Raw genomic sequence first — 22,197 nt, forward strand, 5'->3', positions numbered from 1 at the left:
AGGGGTTCGGCGCCGAAACCGGTGCGGGGTTCGGCGCCGGGACCTCGAGTGGGCGTGGGCGTCACGCCATGCGGGCCGCGGACGAGGCGGCGGCCACGGCGAGGGTGCGGTCCAGGCCGGTCGGGGCGCCGCTGGCCACCAGCTCGCCGATCCGGTCGGCGACGTGCTCGGCGTCGCGGGCGATGCCGGAGAACCGGCCCGAGCCCCAGGTGTGCAGCCACGGCAGGCCGAGCACGAACAGCCCGGGCGCCGAGGTGACCCCGCGGGAGTGGGTCGGGTACCCGGCGCCGTCGAACACCGGCACCCTGACCCAGCTCCAGTCGGCGCGGAAGCCGATGCACCAGACCACGCTGGTGATGCCCGACCCGTCCAGCGGCAGCTCGGTCGGGTCCTGCTCGGGCGCCCACACCGGGGTGTACCGCGGCTCGACGGGGGCGTCGATGCCGGCGGCGGCGATGTGCCGGTCGATCACGTCCTTGGCCGAGTCGTCGACCCGGTCGGCCCGGTCCAGGTTCTCGGTGAGGTTCGGCGCGAAGGTCAGCGTCGTCCCGGAGAGCCCGGTCAGCGTGCCGTACAGCTGCATGCCCTCGGTGGCGAACGTGCGCAGGTCGATGTCCCGGCCGCCGTCCCGCCCGGTGACGTAGTGGTTGGTGCCCACCCGGGCGGCCTCGCCGTCCCGGTGCTGCTCGACCGGCATGTCGTAGTGCCCGAGGTCGTCGAGCCAGGCGACGACGTCCCGGCCGCGGTAGCGGCGGGCGATCCGCGGCGCGCTCCCCACGGCCAGGTGCACCCGGCGGCCGGCCAGGTGCAGGTCCTCGGCGATCTGCGCGCCCGACTGGCCGGTGCCGACCACGAGCACCTCGCCGGCGGGCAGCTGGTCGGGGTTCTTGTACTGCTGGGAGTGCAGCTGGGTGATCGACCCGGGCAGCGCCGCGGCGTACGGCGGGACGACGGGCAGGTGGTAGCCGCCGACGGCGAGCACGACCTGCTCCGCGGCGAGCTCCCCGGCGCTGGTGGTGAGCAGGTACCCCCCGTCGGGGGCGGGGGCCAGCCGGGTGACGGCGACGCCCTCGTGCACCGGCGGGCCGAAAGAGGCCGCGTAGCCCCGCACGTAGGCGACGATCTCGTCCTTGACCATGAACCCGTCCGGGTCGTCGCCGGCGTAGGGCCAGCCCGGCAGCTGGCACTGCCAGTTCGGCGTGACCAGGCAGAAGGTGTCCCAGCGGGCGTCGGACCACTCGTGCGCGACCGTCTCCCGCTCCAGGACGACGTGCTCGATCCCGCGCCGGGTCAGGTGCCAGGAGATCGACAGCCCGGCCTGGCCGCCGCCGACGACGGCGACCGGCACCCGGTTCGGCAGCCCGGCGCGGGTGGGCTGCTCCGCGGTGAGGGTCATGCCCCCACCAGCGCGCCGTAGGCGTCGGGACGGCGGTCGCGCAGGTGGCCCATCGCCCGGCGCGCCCCGTCCAGGGCGTCCCGCACGTGCACGGTGGCCACCGCCGTGCCCGGCTGCACGCCGGTGGTGGCCAGCACGTCGCCGCCCGGGCCGACGACCTTGGCGCTGCAGACGAACCGCAGCTCGCCGAACCGGCCCGACTGGTTCGCCGACACCCAGACGATCTGGTTCTCCAGCGCGCGGGCCTGGTCGAACAGGTCGAACCGGCGGGTCCACCGGTCCTCGGCGAGGTCGGCCGCGGCGCCGGTGCGGGAGCCGGGCCAGGCCGACATGCAGACCACGATCTCCGCGCCGTCCATGGCCAGCGTGCGGGCCGCCTCGGGGAAGGCCTTGTCGTAGCAGATCATCATGCCGATCCGGCCGACCGGGGAGTCGAAGGCGCGGAACCCGTCGCCGGCGGCGTAGCTGTTGCCCTCCCCCAGCGGCTGGTGCACCTTGCGGTGCACGCCGAGCACGCCGTCGCCGGTCACCGCGACCGCGGTGTTGTACCGGACGCCGCCGTCGGCCTCGCACAGCCCGGCGGTCACCACCATGTCCCCGGCGAGCCGCGCCAGCCGGGCGACCTCGGGGCCGTCGACGTCCAGCGCCGGGGGGAGGGCGTGCTCGGGGAGCACCTGGTCGACGCCGTGCTCGCCGAGATCGGCGAGGTAGCCGCCGAGGGTGGCCTCGGGCAGGGCCAGCAGCTGGACGCCGCGGGCGCGGGCGTCGGCGATCAGCTGCTCGACCCGGGCGAAGGTCGCGCCGAGGTCGCGTCCGAAGGGGGCGGCGACGGCGGCGACCGTCGTGGCGTCGGTCATGGGTCCTCCTGGGTCAGTCGAGCACGGTGGCCGGGCCCAGGCCGGTGACCGGCCCGGGGACGGCGGGGGTGAGCGAGCCGTCCGGCCAGCGCAGCTGCACGCCGGCGCCGGGCACGAGCTCGCCGCAGACGGCGCTGCTGGCCGGCCCGGCCGGGGCGACCGGCCGGCCGGGGTCGTCGGTGGTGAGGAACGCGGTGCCGGGGAAGCAGCTGAACCAGTCGCCGACGCTGGCCGCGGGCGGTCGCGGGACGGCCGCGACGTCGAGCACCGCGCCGCAGCCGCTGGCCTCGGCGAGCATGCCGAGGGTGCCGACGAGCCCGGCCATGCTCACGTCCTTGGCGGCCGCCGGAGCGGTGCGGGCGACCACCGAGCCCATCAGCTGGAGCTCGGCCGTCGTCCGGGTGCTGGTGGAGTCCCACTGCCGGCCGGTGTGGCCGCGCCGCCAGCCGCCGCCCAGGTCGGCGGTGAGCCGCACCTCGTGGCCGGGGCGGCCGCCGCCGGCCGGCACCGGCCGGTGGGTACGGCCCAGCGCGGTGACGCTCAACGACGCCGGCACGCCGAGCTGGGTGTGCCCGCCGAGCACCGGCACGCCCCAGGAGCGGCTGGCGTCGCGCAGGCCGGCCAGCACCCGGGCGGCGAACGAGGCGTCCCGGGCGCCGACGGCGTCCAGCAGGCCCAGCGGGGCCGCGCCCATCGCGGAGAGGTCGTTGACGTTGACCAGCACGCCGCACCAGCCGGCCCACTCCGGGTCGCGCTCGACCATCGCCGGCAGGATCGCGTCGCAGGCGGCGATCACGTCGGTGCCGGGCACCGGGGCGCCGTCGTCGCCGACCCAGCCCGGGCCGCCGAGGGAGAAACCGCCCAGCAGGCCGCCCAGCGGGGCCTTGGTGGCCGCGGCGAGGGCCGCGATCCGGCCGATCGGCCAGGTCATCGCCGTGTGCGGGCGGTCGCCGAGCGTCGCCGTCCCGGTGGCCCGCCAGCCGAGCCGGGTGAACAGCGCCGCGTACCGGTCCTGCACGGTGGCGTCGAAGCGGAGGACGCCGGCCTGCTCGGCGCGGGCGCAGGCGGCGATGACCAGCGCGGCACCCAGCCCGCGCGGGGCGTCGGGGGCGACGACCAGCCGCGAGCCGGCCCACCAGCCGACGTCCGGACCGGCCGGGTCCACCGGCGCCAGCCGGACCCCGCCCAGCACGGCACCGCGTGTTCCACGTGCAACCAGGGTCACCGCGCGCGGGTCGTCGTCCGTGCCGTCGAGGTCGGTGCCGGCGAACAGGCCCTGCTCCTCCACGAAGGCGCGCTGCCGCAGCTCCCGGTGCGCGGCGACCCCGGCGGCGTCGGCCTCCGCCACCTGCCAGCCCCGCGCGGCCGGCGGCGTCCGGAAGTCGACGAGCAGCACGCTGCGCTCCAGCGCCGCCCGGTCCTCCAGGGCAGAAGTGGCCACGTCCGCCCTCATGCGCCCGCCGCCTGCAGGGCGCTGCACGCACCGCAGGCCGCGCAGCCGGCGCCTTGGTCGGCGCCGCGCATGTCCAGCCGGCGCAGCCCGGCGGCGACCCGCTCCGTGATGTCGTGCAGCACCGCCGGGTCCGGCGCCCTGACGCCGTCGGCCACGGCCAGGGTGCCGGCCAGCGGCCGGTAGGGGACGACGAACGGGTAGACCCCGCGCCCGGCGAGCCGGAGGGCGCCGGCGACCAGCTCGTCGGGGTCCTCGCCCAGCCCGACGAGCAGGTAGGTGGAGACCCGGTTGCGGCCGAAGACCCGCACCGCCTCGTCCCAGGCGGCGTCGTACTGGCTCATCGGGACGGTGGCCTTGCCGGGCATCCAGCGCGCCCGGACGGCGTCGTCCAGCGACTCGACGTGGATGCCGATCGCGGTGGCCCCGGCGTCCTTGAGCTCCGTGATCGCGTCGAGGTCCTCCGGCGCCGGCGGCTCGCACTGCACCTGGACCGGCAGCCCCGGCACCGCGGCGGTGACCGCCCGCACGCAGCGGGCCAGGTGCCGGGCGCCGCGGTCCCGGCCGTTCGTCGTCCCGGTGGTCAGCACCATCTGCCGGACGCCGTCCAGCCGGACGGCGGCCTCGGCGACCTCGGCGAGCTGCGCCGGGGTCTTGACCGCGGTGGTGGCCCCCGCCGCCAGCGAGGCCTCGATGGCGCAGAACCGGCAGCGGTCGGCCTCCGCGTAGCGGATGCAGGTCTGCACGACGGTGGTGGCCAGCACGTCCTTCCCGTGCAGTCGGGCGAGCTTCTCGTAGGGCACGCCGTCGGCGGTGGTCAGGTCGTAGAAGCGGGGGCGGGCGATCGCCTCCGCCTCCAGCCCGAGGTCGGCGCCGTCGAGCAGCAGCCGGCCGCCGCTGATCGAGTACGGCGAGTCGGGGTTCAGCGGCAGGGCGGCGCCGTGCCCGCCGAGCAGCACGTGCCCGTCGTCGCTGGGGCCGGCGCCGGCCCGCCGGGAGACGGGCGCGTCGACCCGGACGCCGATGATCGCGACGTCGACCCGGGTGGAGGCCCGCGCCGGTGCCTGGGTCACGGCCCTGACCTCAGAGGTTGTAGGTCGAGTTGATGATCGCGCCCTTGCGGGCGTAGTGGATGAGCGCGTCCTGCACGTCGAGCGGGTGGCAGGGGATGGTGCCGGCGATCAGGTCCTCCTCGCGCAGGCCGTGCAGCGAGAGCCCGAAGCGGCAGACGTAGACGGTGCCGCCCTCCTCGATGAACCGCTCGATCTGGCTGTTGATGTTCTGCTCGCCCGGGAAGCCGCTGTCGCCGGTGGTCGGGAAGCCGCGGGTGGCCATCGCGTTCATCGCGCCGGGGCCGTAGAAGTACAGGACCGACTCGTAACCCTTGCGCAGCGCGCGCAGCGCCTGCAGGCAGGCGACGAAGGCGACCGAGGACTCGTGCGCGATGCCGTGCACCAGGGTGAAGTAGGACTCGCCCTCCCCGGCCTGGTAGTCCGGGAAGATCTTGGTCGAGCCGTAGATGTTGCTGCCCTTGGGCAGCGAGGGGTGGGCGATCTCGCTCTTGCTGGTGTCCTGGGCGGCCTTGAGGTCCGCGTCGCTGATCAGCGGGGTGCCGGTGGTGGCGGGCAGGGTGGTGGTCACGGTGTGCTCCTTCTTCTCGGGGTGTTCAGAGCCCGTGGAGGGCTTCGAAGTTGCGGCGGAAGACGAGGTCGGTGAGCTCGCCACCACCGGTGGCGGCCAGCAGCCGGGCGTGCTCGCCGGCGAAGTCGCCCCAGGGTTGGTCGGAGGCGAACAGCACCCGGTCGTGCCCGATGCCGTGCCGCTCGATCTCGGTGGCGAACCAGCGCGGGGCGAAGCCGATCGCCCAGCTGGTGTCGGTGTAAACGCGCTTGCCGGCGGCGACCCAGGCGAAGAACAGCTGCCCGATGAGCTTGATGTGGCCGCTCATCCCGCCGCCCATGTGCACCAGGTGGACGGCGACGTCGTCGGCGTAGCGCTCGACGAGCTGCCCCACCTGGTCCAGGTCGCTGGCCGCGCCGGGGCTGGTGTGCACGTGGACCACCAGGTCGTGCTCCCGGGCGGCGGCGAACACCGCGTCCAGCTGCGGCCGGCACGCCGGGTCGTCGACCCCGCCGCCGAGCAGGAACGAGAGCTTGAGCGCGGCGACGCCGTCCTCACCGGCGAGCGCGAGTGCCTTGTCGGTCGCGACGGCGTCCTGCGGGCGCGGGCTGGTCCACAGCCCCGCCACGATGCGGTCGTCGCGCCCTGCTGCCTCGACGACCAGCTCGTTGAGCGCGAAGGACGCCGTCGGGTCCGGGACGCCGTAGTTCGGGATGACCAGCGCGCGCTCGGTGCCCTCGGCGTCCAGGTCGGCGATCAGCTCGTCGATCGTGGCGCGCGCGGTGGTGTCCGGGTTGACCGGCGGGCCGCCGTAGAACGGGTGGGCGGGGAGCACGCCGAGGTGCCGGTGCGCGTCGTGCACCAGCCGCGGGGCGCTCGGGGTCATGGGGAGAACGGTGGTCGGCGGACGTGTCCCCGTGGTGACGGTCGGAACGAGATGTCGTTACGAAGACCGCACCGCCGCGGCCTGCGGTTACCGCCGCGTACCGTACTCCGCACCGCACAGCGCCAGCACCCGGTGCAGCCGCCGCTCGGCCACCGACCTCAGCGGCGGGACCAGCAGGACCGTCATGCCCAGCCCGACCGCCCGGAACGCCGGCCGGACGTCGACGTGCAGGTCGCTCAGCACGCCGACCCGCACGCCGCGCCGGCGCAGCGCCGCCAGCGTCCCCGCCACGTCGTCGGCGAAGGCGTTGAGCGAGAGGTCGGACTCCACCGCGTACAGCGTGGCGGCCAGCTCGTCGTCCAGCCCGGCGTCGGCGAGGACCTGCCGGTAGGTGCGCCGGTGCAGCGCGGCGTCGGCGTCCACCCCGGGCCCGTCGAGCCGGTCCTCCGGGCCGTTGGCTGCTGTGATCGCGGCGACGACGTCGGGGGTCGCCGCGGTGTCGCGGCCGAGGCGGGTCAGCGGCCGGAGAGGTCGATCTCCGGGTACAGCGGGTGGGCGCCGACCAGCTCGGCGGCCCGGGCGCGCACGCGCTCGGCCACGGCCGGGTCCAGCCGGTACCGCATCTTCGAGTCGCCGTCGGGCTGGGTGGCGGTCAGCACGTCGACGAACAGCTCGCCCACCTCGGCGAGCTCGGCCTCGCCCAGGCCGCGGGTGGTCAGCGCCGGGGTGCCGAGCCGGATGCCGGAGGTGTACCAGGGGCCGTTCGGGTCGGCCGGCACGGAGTTGCGGTTGGTCACCAGGCCCGCGTCCAGCAGCGCGGCCTCCGCCTGGCGGCCGGTCAGCCCGAAGCTGCTGACGTCGGCCAGCACGAGGTGGTTGTCGGTGCCGCCGGTGACCAGCCGGGCACCGCGGCGCAGCAGGCCGTCGGCGAGCGCCCGGGCGTTGGCCACGATCTGCTGGGCGTAGCCGGCGAACTCCGGACGGCGGGCCTCGGCCAGCGCGACCGCCTTGGCCGCCATCACGTGCGGCAGCGGGCCGCCGAGCACCATCGGGCAGCCGCGGTCGACCTCCGGGGCGTACTCCTCGGTGCACAGCACCATCCCGCCGCGCGGCCCGCGCAGCGACTTGTGCGTGGTGGTGGTGACGACGTCGGCGTGCGGCACCGGGTCGAAGTCGCCGGTGAGCACCTTGCCCGCCACCAGCCCGGCGAAGTGCGCCATGTCGACCAGCAGCGTGGCGCCCACCTCGTCGGCGATCTCCCGCATCGCGGCGAAGTCGACCCGCCGCGGGTAGGCGGAGAAGCCGGCGACCAGGACCAGCGGCCGGAACTCGCGGGCCTGCGCGCGCACCGCCGCGTAGTCGATCAGCCCGGTCTCCGGGTCGGTGCCGTAGCTGGCCTGCTCGAACATCTTGCCGGAGATGTTCGGCCGGAAGCCGTGGGTGAGGTGACCGCCGGCGTCCAGGCTCATGCCGAGCATCCGCTGGTCGCCGAGCGCCCGCCGCAGCCGGGCCCAGTCGGCCTCGCTGAGCGCGTCGACGTTCTTCACGCCGGCCTCGGCCAGCACCGGGCTCTCCACCCGGTGGGCCAGGATCGACCAGAAGGCGACCAGGTTCGCGTCGATGCCCGAGTGCGGCTGGACGTAGGCGTGGTCGGCGCCGAACAGCTCCCGGGCGTGCTCGGCGGCCAGCCGCTCCACCGTGTCGACGTTCTGGCAGGCGGCGTAGAACCGGCGGCCGGGCGTGCCCTCGGCGTACTTGTCGCTGAACCAGTTGCCCATCGCCAGCAGGACGGCGGGCGAGGCGTAGTTCTCGCTGGCGATGAGCTTGAGGCTCTCCCGCTGGTCGGTGAGCTCCTGCCCGATGGCGGCCGCCACCCGGGGCTCGACCTGGGCGATGACGTCCAGCGCGCCGGCGAACGCGGCGGTCTCACGGCTCACGGTGGTGGTCACGGGGCACTCCTGCGGTCGACGGGAGCCCAGGCGCGCGGCGGTCGACGGAGCCGCTCCCCGGTGGTGGCCCACCTGTCAGCGCCAGTCACGGCCCGCGGTGAGGATAGCGGCGGCACCGGACGGTCACCGGCCGGTGGTGCGCCGGCCATCCGGGTGGGTACGGACGGCGCATGTCCATGAGCGCACCGTTCGACCCGGTCCAGCCCACCCCCGACGAGGGGGTCCCCGCCGCGGACGCCGGCACCGGCGCCCCGCCGCCGGCCGAGGGCTTCGGCGTCGGCGGCGAGGAGCCCGACCGCCCCGAGCAGACCGACGCGGACGGCCCGGCCGCGACGCAGAGCGAGACCCCGTTCCACACGCCGGACCCCGCCGAGGTCGGGCCGGAGCCGACCGGCAACCCGGTCGACCCGGCCGTCTCTACCGCCACGCCCGACCCAGGCCAGACGGGCCGCGACCAGCGCTGACCGGTCCGGCGCAGCGGGTCGTCCGGTGCGCAGTAGAGCTCTGCCCCCCATGGGGGGGCAGAGCTCTAGTGGGCGCGGAAGTACACCGGGGGCGGTCAGCTCGCCGGGCTGACCGAGCTCATGTTGAAGTCCGGGACCCGCAGCATCGGCATCGCCGCCCGGGTGAACCAGTCGTTCCACTCCCGGGGCAGCGTCCGCTCGGTGCGGCTGGCCTCCGACGCCCGGCCGAGCAGGTCGACCGGCGACTCGTTGAACCGGAAGTTGTTCACCGCCCCGGTCACCTCGCCGCCCTCCACCAGGAAGACGCCGTCCCGGGTGAGCCCGGTGACCAGCAGCGTCTGCGGGTCGACCTCGCGGATGTACCAGAGCGTGGTCAGCAGCAGCCCGCGCTCGGTGCGGGCGATCATCTCGGCCGGCGACGCGGTCGCCGTCCGGTCCTCGAGGACGAGGTTGTCCACCGCCGCGGTCGCCGGAGCACCCGTCCGCTGCGCCCAGGCCCGCGGCCGGACCAGGTTGGTGAGCACGCCCTCGGAGATCCACTCGACCGCCGGGGTGGCCATGCCGTTGTCGAACACCGAGGCGCTGCCCGAGGAGCCGCCGACCGCCTGGAACGGCGCGGTCTCCAGGCCGGGCGCCGCCGGGTCGCTGCGCAGGGTCAGCGGCAGCCGGGCCAGCCGGTCGCCGATCCGGTTGCCGCCGCCGGGCCGGGCGAAGACGCTGCGCCCCTCGTCGGCGTCGCGGGCCCCCATCGACCAGTAGGCGACGACCATCAGGTCGCTGACCGTCGAGGGCGGCAGCAGCGTCTCGTAGCGGCCGGCCGGCAGGTCGACCCGCCGCTGCGACCAGGCCATCTTCTGCTGCACCTCGGCGGCCAGGTCGGCGACCGAGACGTCGGTGAAGTCGCGGGTGCCCACCCCGGCCCAGACCGACCGGCCGAAGTCGGTGCTCTTGCCGTTGAGCTCCACCCGGCCGGTGGGCTGGTCGTGCCGCAGCCGCAGGCCGGTCGAGGTGCCCAGGTAGGTGGTCGCCAGCTGGTGCTCGGCGAACCCGAACAGCAGCTCCTCCCGGCCGCGGGCCTCGCCAAAGGCCTGGCCGAGGGCGGGGGCGAACTCGGCGAAGACGTCGATCGAGGTCTCCGCCGCGTCGGCGTCCCAGTCACCGGCGCCCGGCGGCACCTCGCTGACCAGCGCCACGGCGTCCTCGGCCGGCCCGGCGTCGCGGGCGGCCTGCTCGCTGGCCGCCACCAGCTCCGCGACGTCCGGGGTGCCGGTGCGGGCCACGGTGCCGGTGGCCATCCCGGCGCCGCCGTCGACGAAGGAGATGACGACGACCTGCCGGGACCGCATCGCACCGTTGGTGGTCAGGCTGTTGCCGGCCCAGCGGAGGTTGGCCTCCGAGCTCTCGGTGACGTAGGTGACCTGCCCGTCGACGGTCGACGCGGCCAGCGCCCGCTCGACGATCTCCTGGGGTCGCAGCTGGGTCATCGCCCACCCTCCTGCTTGGTGTTGAGGATGCTGATGCCCTCGAACAGCGCGGTCGGGCAGCCGTGACTGACCGGTGCGACCTGGCCGGGCTGGGCCTTGCCGCAGTTGAACGCCCCGCCGAGCACGTAGGTCTGCGGGCCGCCGACCGCGGTCATCGAGCCCCAGAAGTCCGTCGTGGTCGCCTGGTAGGCGACGTCCCGGAGCTGACCGGTCAGCCGGCCGCCCTCGATTCGGTGGAACCGCTGCCCGGTGAACTGGAAGTTGTACCGCTGCATGTCGATCGACCAGCTGTTGTCCCCGACGACGTAGATGCCGCGCTCGACCCCGGCGATGACCTCCTCGGTCGAGGGGCCGTCGGGCGTCGGCTGCAGCGACACGTTGGCCATCCGCTGCACCGGCACGTGCGCGGCCGAGTCGGCGAAGGAGCAGCCGTTGGACCGGGCCGACCCCGACTTCGAGGCCGTGTTCCGGTCGACCTGGTAGCCGACCAGCACGCCGTCGCGGACCAGGTCCCACTGCTGGGCCTCGACGCCCTCGTCGTCCCAGCCGACGGTGGACAGGCCGTGCTCGGCGGTGCGGTCACCGGTGACGTGCATCAGCGGCGAGCCGTACTGCAGGGTGCCCAGCTTGTCGGGGGTGGCGAAGGAGGTGCCGGCGTAGGCCGCCTCGTAGCCCAGCGCCCGGTCCAGCTCGGTGGCGTGGCCGATGGACTCGTGGATGGTCAGCCACAGGTTCGAGGGGTCGACGACCAGGTCGTACCGGCCGGCCTCGACCGAGGGGGCGGCGACCTTCTCCCGCAGCAGCTCCGGGATCTCGGCGAGCTCGCCGCGCCAGTCCCAGCCGCCGTCGGCCGCGGACCCGGTCAGGAACTCCCAGCCCCGGCCGACCGGTGGGGCGAGCGTGCGCATCGACTCGAAGGTGCCGGTGGCCCGGTCGACGGTGAGCGCGGTGAACTCCGGGTGCACCCGCACCCGCTGCTGGCGGGTCCGGGTGCCGGCCGTGTCGGCGTAGAACTTCTGCTCCTTGACCGCCATGAAGCTGGTCTGCACGTGCTCCACGCCGTCGGCGGCCAGCAGCTGCTCGGACAGCTCGGTGAGCAGGCCGGTCTTCTCCGCGTCCGGGACGGCGAACGGGTCGACGTCGTAGGCAGACACCCACTGCCCGTCGTGCACCGGCTCGGGGGCCAGCTCGACGCGGTCGGTGTTCATCGCGGCCGACACCTGCGCGACGGCGACCGCCTCCTCGGCGAGCCGGACCGCCTCCGCCGCGGTGAGCACGACGCCGGCGGCGAACCCCCAGGTGCCCTCGTGGACGACGCGGACGGCGAGCCCGAGGTCCTCCCCGTCGCCCAGCGCCTCCAGCCGCGCGTCGCGCAGCCGGACGCTCTGCGTGCGGATCCGCTCGACCCGCAGGTCGGCGTGCTCGCACCCCAGGTCGACCGCCCGGGTCAGCGCCGCGTCGGCGAGCGCGGAGAGCGGGAGGGCGAGGAAGGACTCGTCGACGGAACGGGTCTGTGCCACGCCCCATGTCTACCAGGCACCCCCCGATGACGGCGACGCCGTTGCTGAGCCCGGCTACAGACCGACGACCGGACGCCGACGGGCGGCGGAGCCGGGCGCGGGTCAGGCAGGCGCTCGGGCTAGCCGAGCTCGCTGTCGATCCAGCACCAGCGCCAAGCCTCGTCCGGCTCGGCGCTGACGACGACCGGGTGCCCCTCCGCGCCGAAGTGCGCGCGGGAGTGCCGGCGCGGCGAGGAGTCGCAGCAGCCGACGTGGCCGCAGGTCAGGCAGGTGCGCAAGTGCACCCAGGTCGTCCCCTCACGCAGGCAGTCCTCGCAGGCCTGCTCGGGGTGCGCGACCCCCACCGGCGCCAGCCGCAGGTGCGCGCAGCGCTCGTCGCTGGGCCGGGGGGCCAGCGGGCGCTCGCGGTCCAGCGACTCCAGCTCCTCGTGCCGGTCGAGCAGCGACTCCTCGACGTCGATGGCGTTGAGCGCGGCCTCCAGCACCTCCGCCGGGGCGGTGCCGGCGTCGCGGGCGCGCACCACGACGTCCCGCTCGGCGGCGAGCATCGCCATCCGCAGCCGCGCGTAGATGCTCGACGGCGTCTGCTGGTCGGCCAGCGGCCGGCCCAGCCGCTCCCAGGTGGCGTGCGAGCGCGCGATGGACCGGTCGCGCAGCCGGTCGACGACGCCCTCGGGCTCCTCGCCGGTGGTCAGCTCGCCCAGCCGCTGCAGCCCGGCGGCGTTGGCGGCGTCGCCGATCACCGCAGCCTGCAGCGCGTCCTCGGCCGGGTCCGGCGGCGGCAGGCCGACCCGGCGGACCAGCCAGGGCAGCGTCGAGCCCTGCACCAGCAGGCTGCCGACGACGACGGTGAACGCCGCGAGCAGCAGCACCTCCCGGTTCGGCAGGTCCTCGGGCAGCACCTGGGCCGCGGCGAGGGTGACCACGCCGCGCATGCCCGCCCAGGAGACCAGCCCGGCGACCGCGGGGCTCCACGCCTGGCGGCGCATCGCGGGCGTCCCGACGGAGAGGGCGCCGGCCAGCCCGAAGACGAACGCGAAGCGCACCACCACGGTGGCCACCAGCACCCCGGCGCAGACCAGGGCGATCCGGCCCGCGCCCAGGCCGCTGTCCGAGGCGCCGGAGAGCAGGCCGGGCAGCTGCAGGCCGATGAGCAGGAACACGCTGTTCTCCAGCACGAAGGCGACGGTGCGCCAGGTGACCGCCTCGGTGACCCGCGCGGTCGCCGTCTGCACCTTCGGGGAGACGTGCGCCAGCGCCAGGCCGGTGACGACCGTGGCCAGCACCCCCGACGCGTGCACCTCTTCCGCGGCCAGGAACGCCAGGTAGGGGGCGACGAAGGAGACCAGGGTGTCCAGCACCGGGTCCTGCACCCGGGCCCGGACGACGGCGAGCACCGCGGCGACCACGCCGCCGACGAGCACCGCGCCCACGACCGCCCAGACGAACTCGCCGGCGACCTCCAGCGGCGAGGGCTCCGAGGTCAGCGCGGAGACCGCGACGCTCAGCGCGATCAGCGCCGCGGCGTCGTTGACCAGGCTCTCGTGCTCCAGCAGGGTCGCCACCCGCCGGGGCAGACCCAGCCGGCGGCCGATCGCCGAGGCCGCGATCGCGTCCGGTGGCGCGACGACCGCGCCCAGCGCCAGGGCGGCCGCGAGGGCCACGCCGGGCAGCAGCAACCAGGTGACCCAGCCGACGAACAGCGTGGTGACGACGACGAGCACCACCGACATCGAGAAGATGCTGGCCTTGTTGTGCTTGAAGTCGAACAGCGACGTCCGGGCCGTCGTGGCGTACAGCAGCGGCGGGAGCAGCGCGAAGAGCACCACGTCCGGGTCCAGCTGCACGTCCGGCACGTGCGGCAGGTACGACGCCGCGGCGCCGGCCACCACGAGCACCAGCGGGGTCGGCCAGCCGAACCGGTTGCACAGGCCGGCGACCACGCCGACGGCGATCACCAGCGCGACCAGCTCGGCGGTCAGCTCCACGGCTGCGTCGTCCCCACGGACGCCGATCCTGTCAGTGCAGGTGCCTCGCCCAGTCGGCAGGCACCCGGCCGGCGGGGCCCGGCACCGGCTGCGCCGCCGGGTGTGCGGTCGGGGCGGCGAGCTCCGGCCCGTCGGCGAACTCGCCGGCCACGTAGTCCCAGAACCAACCCTCCCCGGGCTCGAAGCTCTGCACGACCCGGTGCCCGGAGGCGTGCGCGTGCGCGGTCGCGTGCTGGTTGGGCGAGGAGTCGCAGCAGCCGACGTGCCCGCAGGCCGCGCACCGGCGCAGGTGCAGCCACCACGCGCCGCTGGCCTCGCACTCGACGCACCCGGTCCCGCTGGGTGGGACGGTCGGGTCGATCTGGTCCATGGGTGCTCCTCCTGGGTCGATGCGCGCCGCCGTGAGTCTCACCCAGCGGCGGCTCCTGGCGGAAGCGGTCAGGCCTGGTCCTCGCCGCCGTCGAGCACCAGCTCGTTGCCGGTCATGAAGCTGCTCTGGTCCGAGGCGAGGAACAACGCGCCGGCCGCGATCTCCGACGTGTGCGCGACCCGCTTCAGCGGGATGCCGGCGGCCATCCCCTGCAGCATCTGCTGGGCCGCGGCCGAGTCGGGGGCGAGCGCGACCAGCCCCGGCGTCTCGGTCGGGCCGGGGACCAGGGTGTTGACCCGGATGCCGCGGCCGGCGAGCTCCACCGCCCAGGTCTTGGTGAACGAGTGCAGGGCGGCCTTGGAGGCCCCGTAGACGCTGAAGGACGGCGTCCCGTGCAGGGTGGCGGTGGACCCGGCGAGCACGATCGAGGCGCCGTCGTTGAGCAGCGGCAGCGCCCCCTGCACGGTGAACAGGGTGCCGCGGACGTTGGTGTCGAAGGTGTCGGCGTAGTGCTCCGGGGTGATCTCGCCGAGCGCGGCGAACTCGCCGCCGCCGGCGTTGGCGAAGACGACGTCCAGGCCGCGGCCGGCCGCCGCGATCTCCGCGAACAACCGGTCGAGGTCGGCCAGGTCGCTGACGTCGCTCTGCACGCCCACCGCGCCGGAGCCGATCGCGGCGACCGCCTCGTCGAGGGCGTCCTTGCGGCGCCCGGTCACGAACACGTGCGCGCCCTCCGCGGCGAACCGCTGCGCCGCGGCCAGCCCGATCCCGGAGGTCGCGCCGGTCACCAGTGCCGTCTTGCCGTCGAGCTGTCCCATCGTGGGCTCCTCAGCCTCCGGCGGTGCTCGGTCACACCGCTCGGTGGCTACAACAGAATGACATGTCACGTATTCCAGGTCGGGACGACGGCGGCGGGGACGCAGGTCAGCGCCCCCGCCGCGGCGTCACGCGTCGAGCGCGGTCCAGAGCCGGGCGATCCGGCCGTCGACGACCTGGGCGACGTCCAGGCCGCCGAGCACCGGCTCGCCGCCGGGCGGCCCAAGCCGCTAGGACCGCATGCCCAGGTCGCCCACCCCGCGGAAGGAACCGACCGGCGTGAAGACCAGCCCCGGCCCCTGCGCCAGCAGCCCGGTCACCGTGGCCGCCAGCTCCTCCCGGCCGTGCACCTCGTGCTCGGCGTCGACGAACACGACGTCGGGGGCGAACACCTCGTCGATCGCGGCGGCCCGCCGGCCGGCGTCCGGCTCGTTGAAGACCTCGGCGACCATCCGGGCCAGCAGCTCCTCGGGGCCGGCCATCAGTCGGTCCCGAGCACGCCGCGCAGGAACGCGATGCCCTGGTTGATCGCGGCCTCGGCGGCGAAGGTGTGCCGCAGCGGCTGGAGGCCGACGAAGTCGTGGATGATCCCGCCGTAGCGGACCGCCGTCACCGGCACGCCGGCGGCGCGCAGCTTGGCGGCGTAGGCCTCACCCTCGTCGCGCAGCACGTCGGCCTCGCCCACGACGACCAGCGCCTGCGGCAGCCCGGCGAGCTCGTCGGTGGTGGCCCGCAGCGGGGAGGCGGTGATCTCGGCCCGCTGGGCCTCGTCGGTCGTGTACTGGTCCCAGAACCACTGCATGCCCTCGCGGGCGAGGAAGTAGCCGGTGGCGAACTGCTCGTAGGAGCCGGTGTCGAACGCGGCGTTCGTGACCGGGTAGTAGAGCAGCTGGCCCTGGAACTCCACACCGCCGCGCTGCTTGGCCAGGATCGTGGTGACGGTGGCCATGTTGCCGCCGACCGAGTCGCCGGCCACGGCCAGCCGCGCCGGGTCCAGGCCGTTCTCGGGGCCGTTCATCGCGATCCAGTCGGCGACCGCCCAGACCTGCTCGACCTGGGTCGGGTACTGGTGCTCCGGGGCGAGGTCGTAGTCGGGGAAGACCACGGCGGCCTGCGTGCCGACGGCGATCTCGCGGACCAGCCGGTCGTGGGTGACCGGGCCGCCGAACACCCAGCCCAGGCCGTGGACGTAGAGCACGACCGGCAGCGGGCCGGTGGCGCCCTTCGGCCGGACGATGCGCACCCGCACCTCACCGGTCGGGCCACCGGGGACGACGAGGTCCTCGACGTCGGCGGCCAGCAGCACCGGCGGCGGGTCGGTCTGCACCCCGATCGCGACCTCGCGGCCCTTCTCGGGGGTGAGCTGGTACAGGAACGGCGGGGTGGAGTTCGCGTCGGCGAAGGCCTGCGCGGCCTCCTCCAGCACGGGGCGGACGGGTTCGGACACGGGTGCCTCCCGGCTCGGTTTCGACTGGACGGCGGCCGCGGTCGACACTGACGGGACCGTCGCAGAGGAAGCTACATGACATGTCACGCACTCCGGACCGCCCTCCCGCCCCGCTCAGCCCCGAGCAGCAGGAGACCTGGTTCGCGTACATGCGGGTGATGCTGCGGCTGGGCTACGAGATGAACCGGCAGCTGCAGACCGACAGCGAGCTGTCCCTGCCGGACTACGACGTGCTCAACGCGCTGGCCGACTCCCCGGACGGCCGGCTGCAGCTCACCGCGCTGGCCACCCGGCTGGCCTGGGAGCGCAGCCGGCTGTCCCACCACCTGCAGCGGATGAGCGCCCGCGGACTGGTCGAGCGCAGCCCGTCGGCCACCGACCGGCGGGCCACCGACGCCGTCCTCACCGCCGCGGGCCGGGCGGCGCTGGCCGAGGCCACCCCCGGCCACGCGGACCTGGTCCGGCGGATGTTCTTCGACGGCCTGGACCCGGCCCTGCTCCCCCCGCTGCGGGCCGCGCTGGAGCAGGTGCACGAGCAGGTGCTCACCCACGGCACGCTGCCGCGCCCCGGTCAGCCGCAGCGGCGGCTGCCGGGGTTGGCGGCCGCGGACTGAGGGGTACCCGCCGCGGCATGGCCGGCGACGAGCACGACGTCACGCTCACCTTCGGTGGCAACGCGACGACCCTGCTGCGGCTGGGGCCGTTCACGCTGCTGACCGACCCCAACTTCCTGCACCGGGGCCAGCGCGCCTACCTGGGCTACGGGCTGTTCACCAAGCGGCTCACCGAACCCGCGCTGCAGCCCACCCAGCTGCCGGCGCTCGACGCCGTCCTGCTGTCCCACCTGCACGGCGACCACTGGGACGCGATCGCCACCCGCTCGCTGCCCAAGGAGACGCCGGTGGTGACCACGCCGGCGGCCGCGCGCGAGCTGGCGCAGAAGGGCTTCCACGCGACCAGCGACCTCACCGACTGGCAGACCCACGAGCTGGTCTCCGGGACGACGACGTTGCGGATCACCTCGGTGCCCGGGGTGCACGGCCCGGGCCTGCTCGGCAGGCTGCTGCCGCCGGTGATGGGCAGCGTGCTCGAGCTGGTGCAGGACGGCGCGGTCACCTGGCGGGGCTACATCAGCGGCGACACGCTCTTCCGCCGGGACATCGGCGAGGTGCTGCAGCGCTGCGGCCCGCTGGACGTGCTGGTCCCGCACCTGGGCGGCACCCAGGCGTTCGGGTTCACCGTGACGATGGACGGCCGGCAGGGCGCCGACCTGGTCGAGCTGCTCTCGCCGTCCGTCGTCGTCCCGGTGCACTACGACGACTACACGGTCTTCCGCAGCCCGCTCGGCGACTTCGTCGCCGAGGTCGCCGCCCGCCGCGCCCCGGGCGAGATCCGCACCGTGGGCCGCGGCCAGACCATCTCGCTGAGAGCCTGAGTGGAGTGCCACGGGCGCGGAAACCGCGCCGTGGCACTCCGCTCAGCGGCCGGCGAGGCGCATCGCGCGGGTCTGCACGTCGGCGCGCAGCGCGGCCTCGTCGACCGTCGTGCTGACGCCGTCGCGCACCAGCTGCCGGCCGGCGACCCAGGTGTCGCGGACGTGCCGGGAGCCCACCGACCAGACCAGGTGGGTGAGCAGGTCGGTGACGTCGCCGACCGGGGTGAACGCGATGTCCTCGGTGTCCACGTGCACCAGGTCCGCCCGCCGGCCGGCGGTCAGCTGACCCAGGTCGTCGCGCCCGACCGCCGCGGCCGCCGCCCCGGTGGCCAGCCAGAACGCCTCCGGCGCGGTGAGCGCGGTCGCGTCCCGCTCACGCAGCCGGGCCAGCTGCGCGGCCAGCCGGAGGTCCTCGAACAGGTCCAGGTTGTCGTTGGACGCCGGCCCGTCGGTGCCCATGCCGACCCGGATGCCCAGGTCGAGCATGTCCCGCAGCCGCGCCGTACCGCTGGCCAGCTTTGTGTTGCTGCCCGGGCAGTGGGCCACCGCGACGTCGTACTCGCGCCACAGCTCCAGGTCGCCGTCGTCCATGTGCACGCAGTGCGCGCCGAGCACCCGGCCGCCGAGCACGTCGTGCGCGGCGAGCAGCGCCGGCACGCTCGACCCGTGCTGGGCGAGCAGCTCGTCGCCCTCCGTGGCGGTCTCCGCGACGTGGACGGTGAGGAGCATGCCGTGCTCCCGCGCGGCGACGGCGGCGTCGCGCAGCACCGGCAGCGGCACCGTGTACGCCGAGTGCGGGCCGATGCCGAACTCGACCTGGGCGTCGCTGCGCCCGGCCAACCCGACCGCGGTGGCCAGCTGCTCGTCGAAGGTGCCGAACCCGGGCAGCCCGATGAGCGGGTTGGCCACCACCGCCCGGGCACCGGTCGCCCGCACCGCCGCGGCGATCCGCTCGGGCTGGAAGTACATCTCCACGCTGGTGGTCACCCCGTGCCGGAGCATCTCCGCCGACGCCGCGGTCATCGCCACCTCGACGTCCTCGGGAGTGAGCCTCGCCTCACGCGGCCACATGACCTCGCGCAGCCAGCGGTCCAGCGGCAGCCCCTCGCCCTGCCCCCGGAAGAGCACCATCGGGGCGTGCGAGTGGGTGTTCACCATGCCCGGCACGAGCACCCCCGGAAGGCTCCTGACCTCGGCGTCCTCGGTCAGCGGCGGGGCGTCGGCGGCCGGGCCGACCCAGCCGATCACACCGTCGACGACGTCGAGCACGGCATCGGGGACGACGGTGCCGGCACGGTCACCGACGACGACGGCGCGGGCGGCGAAGCGCTGCAGCATGGACGCTGAACCTACTGGCGCAGCCACGGCGGGGCCCGGCGACGCACGGGGACCGCCGATACCGTGGGCCCATGCCGATCCTCGCCGCCGCCTCGTCCGACCAAGGGGGGATCACCGGGTTCCTGCTCGATCTCGTCGACAAGCTGGGCGCGGTCGGTGTCGGCCTCACGATCCTGATCGAGACCGTCATCCCGCCGATCCCCAGCGAGGCGGTGCTCGGCGCCGCCGGGGTGCTGATCAACGACGGCCGACTCTCCGTCGTCCCGGTCGTCCTGTTCGCCACCCTCGGCTCGGTGGTCGGGGCGCTGGTGCTCTACTGGGTCGGCCGGGCCCTGGGCCCACGCCGCTCGCACGCGTTCCTCGACCGGCTCCCGCTGGTCGCCACCGACGACGTCGACCGGACCTTCGACTGGTTCGAGCGCCACGGGCGGTCCGCGGTCTTCTTCGGCCGCATGGTCCCGATCGTGCGCAGCTTCGTGTCCGTGCCGGCCGGTGTGGTGAAGATGCCGCTGCCGCAGTTCCTGGCGTTCACCACCGCCGGCAGCCTGATCTGGAACAGCGTGCTGATCGGGCTCGGCGTCGCCGCCGGCGACTTCGTCGAGGCCAACCTGCACTACCTGGACTACGCCGTCGTCGCCGCAGTGGTCCTGGGCGTGGGCTGGTTCGTCTACAAGAAGGTGACCGGCGGGTTCAGCCGTCCCGCGGACGCCGGCGCCGACCTGCCGGTCGACGAGCGGGACGAGGCCTGATCCGGTGCGCACCCGCCCGGACGTCGTCGCCTTCGACGTCAACGAGACCCTGCTGGACCTCGCGCCCGTCGGCGCCGCGCTGGTCGAGCACGGCCAGTCCGAGCAGCTGCTGCCCAGCGTCTTCTCCCGGACCCTGCTCACCGGGTTCGCCGGCGCGGCCCTGGGCACCTGGTTCCCGTTCCGGGCCGCCTTCGAGACCTCCGTGGCCCAGCTGACCGGGTTGCCGCCGGCCGCCTGCGCGGCGGTCGCCGACGCGTTCGGTGAGCTGTCCCCCCACCCGGACGTCGAGCCCGCGCTGCGGCTGCTCACCGAGGCCGGCGTCCGGGCGGTGACGCTCAGCCACGGGTCGCCGGGGGTGGCCGAGGCGGGCCTGTCCCGCGGCGGGGTCGCCGCGCTGGTCGAGCAGACCCTGACCTCGGAGTCGATCCGCGCCTGGAAGCCCGCCCGCGAGGCCTACCTGTGGGCGGCGGGGACCTGCGGCGTCGCCCCGGACCGGATGGCCCTGGTGGCCGCCCACTCCTGGGACGTCGCCGGGGCCCGCCGGGCGGGGCTGACGGCGGCCTTCACCACCAACCGGGCCGAGCGGGTGTACGCCGGCGTCCTCGAGCCGCCGCACGTGCAGGGCGGCTCGCTCGTCGAGGCGGTCGAGGCGCTGCTCGCCCTCCCCCGCGCGTGAGCGCCCGCGAGGTGCCCACCCCGCTGGGCCCGGCGCGGGTGCACCGCACCGAGCCGGCGGGGGACGTCGCCGGCACCCTCGTGCTCGGCCACGGTGCCGGCGGCGGCGTGGACTCCGCCGACCTGCGCGCCGTCGCCGGGGCCGGCGCGCAGGCCGGGTGGCGGGTGCTGCTGGTCGAGCAGCCCTGGCGGGTCGCCGGGAAGCGGATCGCGCCGGCACCGCCGCGGCTGGACGAGGCCTGGACGGCGGTGCTGGCGCAGGTGCGCGACCTGGTCGACGGCCCCCTGGTGCTCGGTGGCCGCAGCGCCGGGGCGCGGGTGGCCTGCCGGACGGCGCCCGCGCAGGGTGCGGCGGGCGTGCTCGCCCTGGCCTTCCCGCTGCACCCGCCCGGCCGGCCGGAGAAGAGCCGCGCCGCGGAGCTGCGCGGCGTCGGCGTCCCGCTGGTCGTCGTGCAGGGCGAGACCGACGCCTTCGGACGCCCGGCCGAGGTCGAGGCGGCGCTGGCCGGGCACGCCGGCACCGTCCGCCCCGTCCCCGGCGACCACGCGCTGGGCAGGGACCCCGCCGCGGTCGCCGCCGCCGTCACCGACTGGCTGGCGGCGGCGTACCCGCGGCGTCAGGTCAGCGGCGCAGGCGCCGGATGACCAGCAGCAGGAGCACCAGGACCGCCGCGCCGCCGGCCGCGGGGGCCGCGTAGCGGGTGAACGCGGCGCCGCCGGCCACCTCGAGCAGGTCGATCGGCTCGGGCTCGGTCGGGGTGAGCTGCCGCGGTGCGGAGCTCGGGGTGCTCTTGGCCGGGCCACCGCCCGCGGGCCGGTTCGGCGGCGCGGTGGTGCCGGTCGGCGGCTTGCTGGGTGCCTTCCGCGCCGCGCCGATCGGGGTCGGCGCGGCCGCGTCGGCCGGCGCGTCGATGACGGCGGCGGGCGCCGTGTCCTCCGCGGCGGGGGCGGTGTCCGGCACCGCGGCGGAGGTGGCCTTCGCCGGGGTCGCCTTCGCCGGGGTGGCCTTCGCCGGCGCGGTGGCCGCGGGAGCGGTGCTGTCCGCGGCGGCGGCCGCGGTCTTCTTGGCGGCGGCGGCGGCCTTCTTCGCCGGCCCACCGGCGCCCTCGGCGGAGGCGGCGACCTCCTCGACGACCCCGGCGGTGGTCGCGGCGGCCGTGGCCGCGGCGGTGGTGACCGTCTTGGCGACGGTCGGCTCCTGCGACTGCTCGGCCGCGGCCTGGTCGACCAGGCCGGCGTCGCCGCTGGCCAGCTGGGCGGACAGCTTGTCGGCGAACTGGCCGAGCAGCTTGTTGCCCACGTCGGTCATCACGCCGCGGCCGAACTGCGCGGGGCGGCCGGTGATGTTCAGGTCGGTCAGCACGTCGACCCGGGTGACGCTGCCCTCGGCGGCCAGGGTGGCGGTGACGATCGCCGCAGCGGTGCCGTTGCCGCGCTGGTCCTTGCCGCGGGCGTCGATCACGGCCTTGTGCGTGGTCTCGTCCTTCTCGATGAAGGACCCCTTGCCCTGGTAGGTCAGGTTGATCGGCCCCAGCTTGACCTTCACCCGGCCGGTGAAGTCGTCCCCGGTGACCGAGTCGAGCGCCGCCCCGGGCATGCACGGGGCGATCCGGTCGATGTCCAACAGCACCCGCCACGCCTCGTCGACGGGCAGGGGCACGGTGAACGAGTTCTCCAGCTGCACTGCAGGACCTCCGAGGATGTGCGGCCCGGCGCCGTCGGGGGAGACGGCGACACCGGCGGCGAGCCGAGC

23 protein-coding genes and 1 riboswitch are annotated in these 22,197 nt (G+C 75.3%); of the genes, 6 read left to right on the forward strand and 17 right to left on the reverse strand.

The genetic code is table 11. The features are described from left to right. Positions 1-61: 61 nt before the first annotated feature. From MODMU_RS25315 to MODMU_RS25350, 8 genes are all read right to left on the reverse strand, one after another. Positions 62-1,396: an MSMEG_0569 family flavin-dependent oxidoreductase gene (locus MODMU_RS25315; RefSeq protein WP_014743272.1), complete on the reverse strand. Its 1,335-nt coding sequence runs from the start codon at positions 1,394-1,396 to the stop codon at positions 62-64. Then, positions 1,393-2,253 carry a carbon-nitrogen hydrolase family protein gene (locus MODMU_RS25320; RefSeq protein WP_014743273.1) on the reverse strand — a complete coding sequence of 287 codons (861 nt, stop codon included), beginning with the start codon at positions 2,251-2,253 and terminating at the stop codon, positions 1,393-1,395. Before MODMU_RS25320 ends, MODMU_RS25315 begins: the two co-directional genes overlap by 4 nt. A 13-nt stretch (positions 2,254-2,266) precedes the next feature. Further along, positions 2,267-3,694, reverse strand: a complete 1,428-nt coding sequence (locus MODMU_RS25325) for an MSMEG_0567/sll0787 family protein (RefSeq protein WP_231851723.1) — start codon at positions 3,692-3,694, stop codon at positions 2,267-2,269. Between the two features lie 8 nt (positions 3,695-3,702). Further along, on the reverse strand, positions 3,703-4,776 hold the full coding sequence (locus MODMU_RS25330) for an MSMEG_0568 family radical SAM protein (RefSeq protein WP_014743275.1): 1,074 nt from the start codon (positions 4,774-4,776) through the stop codon (positions 3,703-3,705). Positions 4,777-4,786: 10 nt separating this feature from the next. Then, positions 4,787-5,344, reverse strand: a complete 558-nt coding sequence (locus MODMU_RS25335; RefSeq protein WP_014743276.1) for an MSMEG_0572/Sll0783 family nitrogen starvation response protein — start codon at positions 5,342-5,344, stop codon at positions 4,787-4,789. Between the two features lie 25 nt (positions 5,345-5,369). Beyond that, positions 5,370-6,209, reverse strand: coding sequence for an amidohydrolase family protein (locus MODMU_RS25340; protein WP_014743277.1), 840 nt, complete (start codon positions 6,207-6,209; stop codon positions 5,370-5,372). A gap of 87 nt (positions 6,210-6,296) precedes the next feature. Next, complete coding sequence (locus MODMU_RS25345; protein WP_014743278.1) at positions 6,297-6,632, reverse strand: hypothetical protein; 336 nt, start codon at positions 6,630-6,632, stop codon at positions 6,297-6,299. A 92-nt stretch (positions 6,633-6,724) separates the two neighbouring features. Continuing rightward, positions 6,725-8,158 (reverse strand): glycine hydroxymethyltransferase, encoded by a 1,434-nt coding sequence (locus MODMU_RS25350; RefSeq protein WP_014743279.1) that lies wholly within the window; start codon positions 8,156-8,158, stop codon positions 6,725-6,727. Positions 8,159-8,175: 17 nt separating this feature from the next. After that, a riboswitch (ZMP/ZTP riboswitch) is annotated at positions 8,176-8,257 on the reverse strand. Between the two features lie 77 nt (positions 8,258-8,334). Here MODMU_RS25350 and MODMU_RS25355 point away from each other — a divergent pair. Beyond that, positions 8,335-8,622, forward strand: coding sequence for a hypothetical protein (locus tag MODMU_RS25355; protein ID WP_193375754.1), 288 nt, complete (start codon positions 8,335-8,337; stop codon positions 8,620-8,622). A gap of 95 nt (positions 8,623-8,717) precedes the next feature. On the opposite strand, the gene MODMU_RS25360 is transcribed toward MODMU_RS25355, so the two are convergent. The 7 genes from MODMU_RS25360 to MODMU_RS25390 all read right to left on the reverse strand — a co-directional run bounded on the left by MODMU_RS25360 (position 8,718) and on the right by MODMU_RS25390 (position 16,247). Further along, positions 8,718-10,106: a metallopeptidase TldD-related protein gene (locus tag MODMU_RS25360; protein WP_014743281.1), complete on the reverse strand. Its 1,389-nt coding sequence runs from the start codon at positions 10,104-10,106 to the stop codon at positions 8,718-8,720. Further along, positions 10,103-11,626, reverse strand: coding sequence for a TldD/PmbA family protein (locus MODMU_RS25365; protein ID WP_014743282.1), 1,524 nt, complete (start codon positions 11,624-11,626; stop codon positions 10,103-10,105). Before MODMU_RS25365 ends, MODMU_RS25360 begins: the two co-directional genes overlap by 4 nt. A gap of 119 nt (positions 11,627-11,745) precedes the next feature. After that, positions 11,746-13,614 carry a Na+/H+ antiporter gene (locus tag MODMU_RS25370; RefSeq protein ID WP_014743283.1) on the reverse strand — a complete coding sequence of 623 codons (1,869 nt, stop codon included), beginning with the start codon at positions 13,612-13,614 and terminating at the stop codon, positions 11,746-11,748. Positions 13,615-13,645: 31 nt separating this feature from the next. After that, entirely contained in the window at positions 13,646-13,984 is a 339-nt protein-coding gene (locus tag MODMU_RS25375) for a UBP-type zinc finger domain-containing protein (protein WP_014743284.1), read from the reverse strand. 68 nt (positions 13,985-14,052) lie between these two features. Next, on the reverse strand, positions 14,053-14,802 hold the full coding sequence (locus MODMU_RS25380; RefSeq protein ID WP_014743285.1) for an SDR family NAD(P)-dependent oxidoreductase: 750 nt from the start codon (positions 14,800-14,802) through the stop codon (positions 14,053-14,055). A 228-nt stretch (positions 14,803-15,030) separates the two neighbouring features. Then, entirely contained in the window at positions 15,031-15,282 is a 252-nt protein-coding gene (locus MODMU_RS25385) for a nuclear transport factor 2 family protein (protein ID WP_014743286.1), read from the reverse strand. Next, the gene (locus tag MODMU_RS25390; protein ID WP_014743287.1) at positions 15,282-16,247 is read right to left on the reverse strand and encodes an alpha/beta hydrolase; all 966 of its coding nucleotides are present in this window, start codon (positions 16,245-16,247) and stop codon (positions 15,282-15,284) included. The genes MODMU_RS25385 and MODMU_RS25390 overlap by 1 nt, the downstream gene beginning before the upstream one ends. Positions 16,248-16,327: 80 nt before the next feature. On the opposite strand from MODMU_RS25390, the gene MODMU_RS25395 reads away from it, so the two are divergent. Together MODMU_RS25395 and MODMU_RS25400 are read left to right on the forward strand one after the other, a co-directional pair. Further along, positions 16,328-16,861: a MarR family winged helix-turn-helix transcriptional regulator gene (locus MODMU_RS25395; protein ID WP_014743288.1), complete on the forward strand. Its 534-nt coding sequence runs from the start codon at positions 16,328-16,330 to the stop codon at positions 16,859-16,861. A gap of 17 nt (positions 16,862-16,878) precedes the next feature. After that, positions 16,879-17,682, forward strand: coding sequence for an MBL fold metallo-hydrolase (locus tag MODMU_RS25400; protein WP_014743289.1), 804 nt, complete (start codon positions 16,879-16,881; stop codon positions 17,680-17,682). Positions 17,683-17,724: 42 nt separating this feature from the next. On the opposite strand, the gene MODMU_RS25405 is transcribed toward MODMU_RS25400, so the two are convergent. After that, positions 17,725-19,020, reverse strand: coding sequence for an amidohydrolase family protein (locus tag MODMU_RS25405; RefSeq protein ID WP_014743290.1), 1,296 nt, complete (start codon positions 19,018-19,020; stop codon positions 17,725-17,727). 71 nt (positions 19,021-19,091) lie between these two features. On the opposite strand from MODMU_RS25405, the gene MODMU_RS25410 reads away from it, so the two are divergent. From MODMU_RS25410 to MODMU_RS25420, 3 genes are read left to right on the forward strand one after another with little or no spacing between them, the layout of a single operon-like run. Next, the gene (locus MODMU_RS25410) at positions 19,092-19,769 is read left to right on the forward strand and encodes a DedA family protein (RefSeq protein ID WP_014743291.1); all 678 of its coding nucleotides are present in this window, start codon (positions 19,092-19,094) and stop codon (positions 19,767-19,769) included. A gap of 4 nt (positions 19,770-19,773) precedes the next feature. Beyond that, positions 19,774-20,445, forward strand: coding sequence for an HAD-IA family hydrolase (locus tag MODMU_RS25415; protein ID WP_014743292.1), 672 nt, complete (start codon positions 19,774-19,776; stop codon positions 20,443-20,445). Next, positions 20,442-21,089, forward strand: coding sequence for an alpha/beta hydrolase family protein (locus MODMU_RS25420; RefSeq protein ID WP_014743293.1), 648 nt, complete (start codon positions 20,442-20,444; stop codon positions 21,087-21,089). Before MODMU_RS25415 ends, MODMU_RS25420 begins: the two co-directional genes overlap by 4 nt. Here the strand turns inward: MODMU_RS25420 and MODMU_RS25425 are convergent. Next, on the reverse strand, positions 21,067-22,128 hold the full coding sequence (locus MODMU_RS25425; protein ID WP_014743294.1) for an SRPBCC family protein: 1,062 nt from the start codon (positions 22,126-22,128) through the stop codon (positions 21,067-21,069). The genes MODMU_RS25420 and MODMU_RS25425 overlap by 23 nt on opposite strands. Positions 22,129-22,197: the final 69 nt, after the last annotated feature.

Source organism: Modestobacter italicus (genome assembly GCF_000306785.1).
GTDB lineage: Bacteria > Actinomycetota > Actinomycetes > Mycobacteriales > Geodermatophilaceae > Modestobacter > Modestobacter italicus.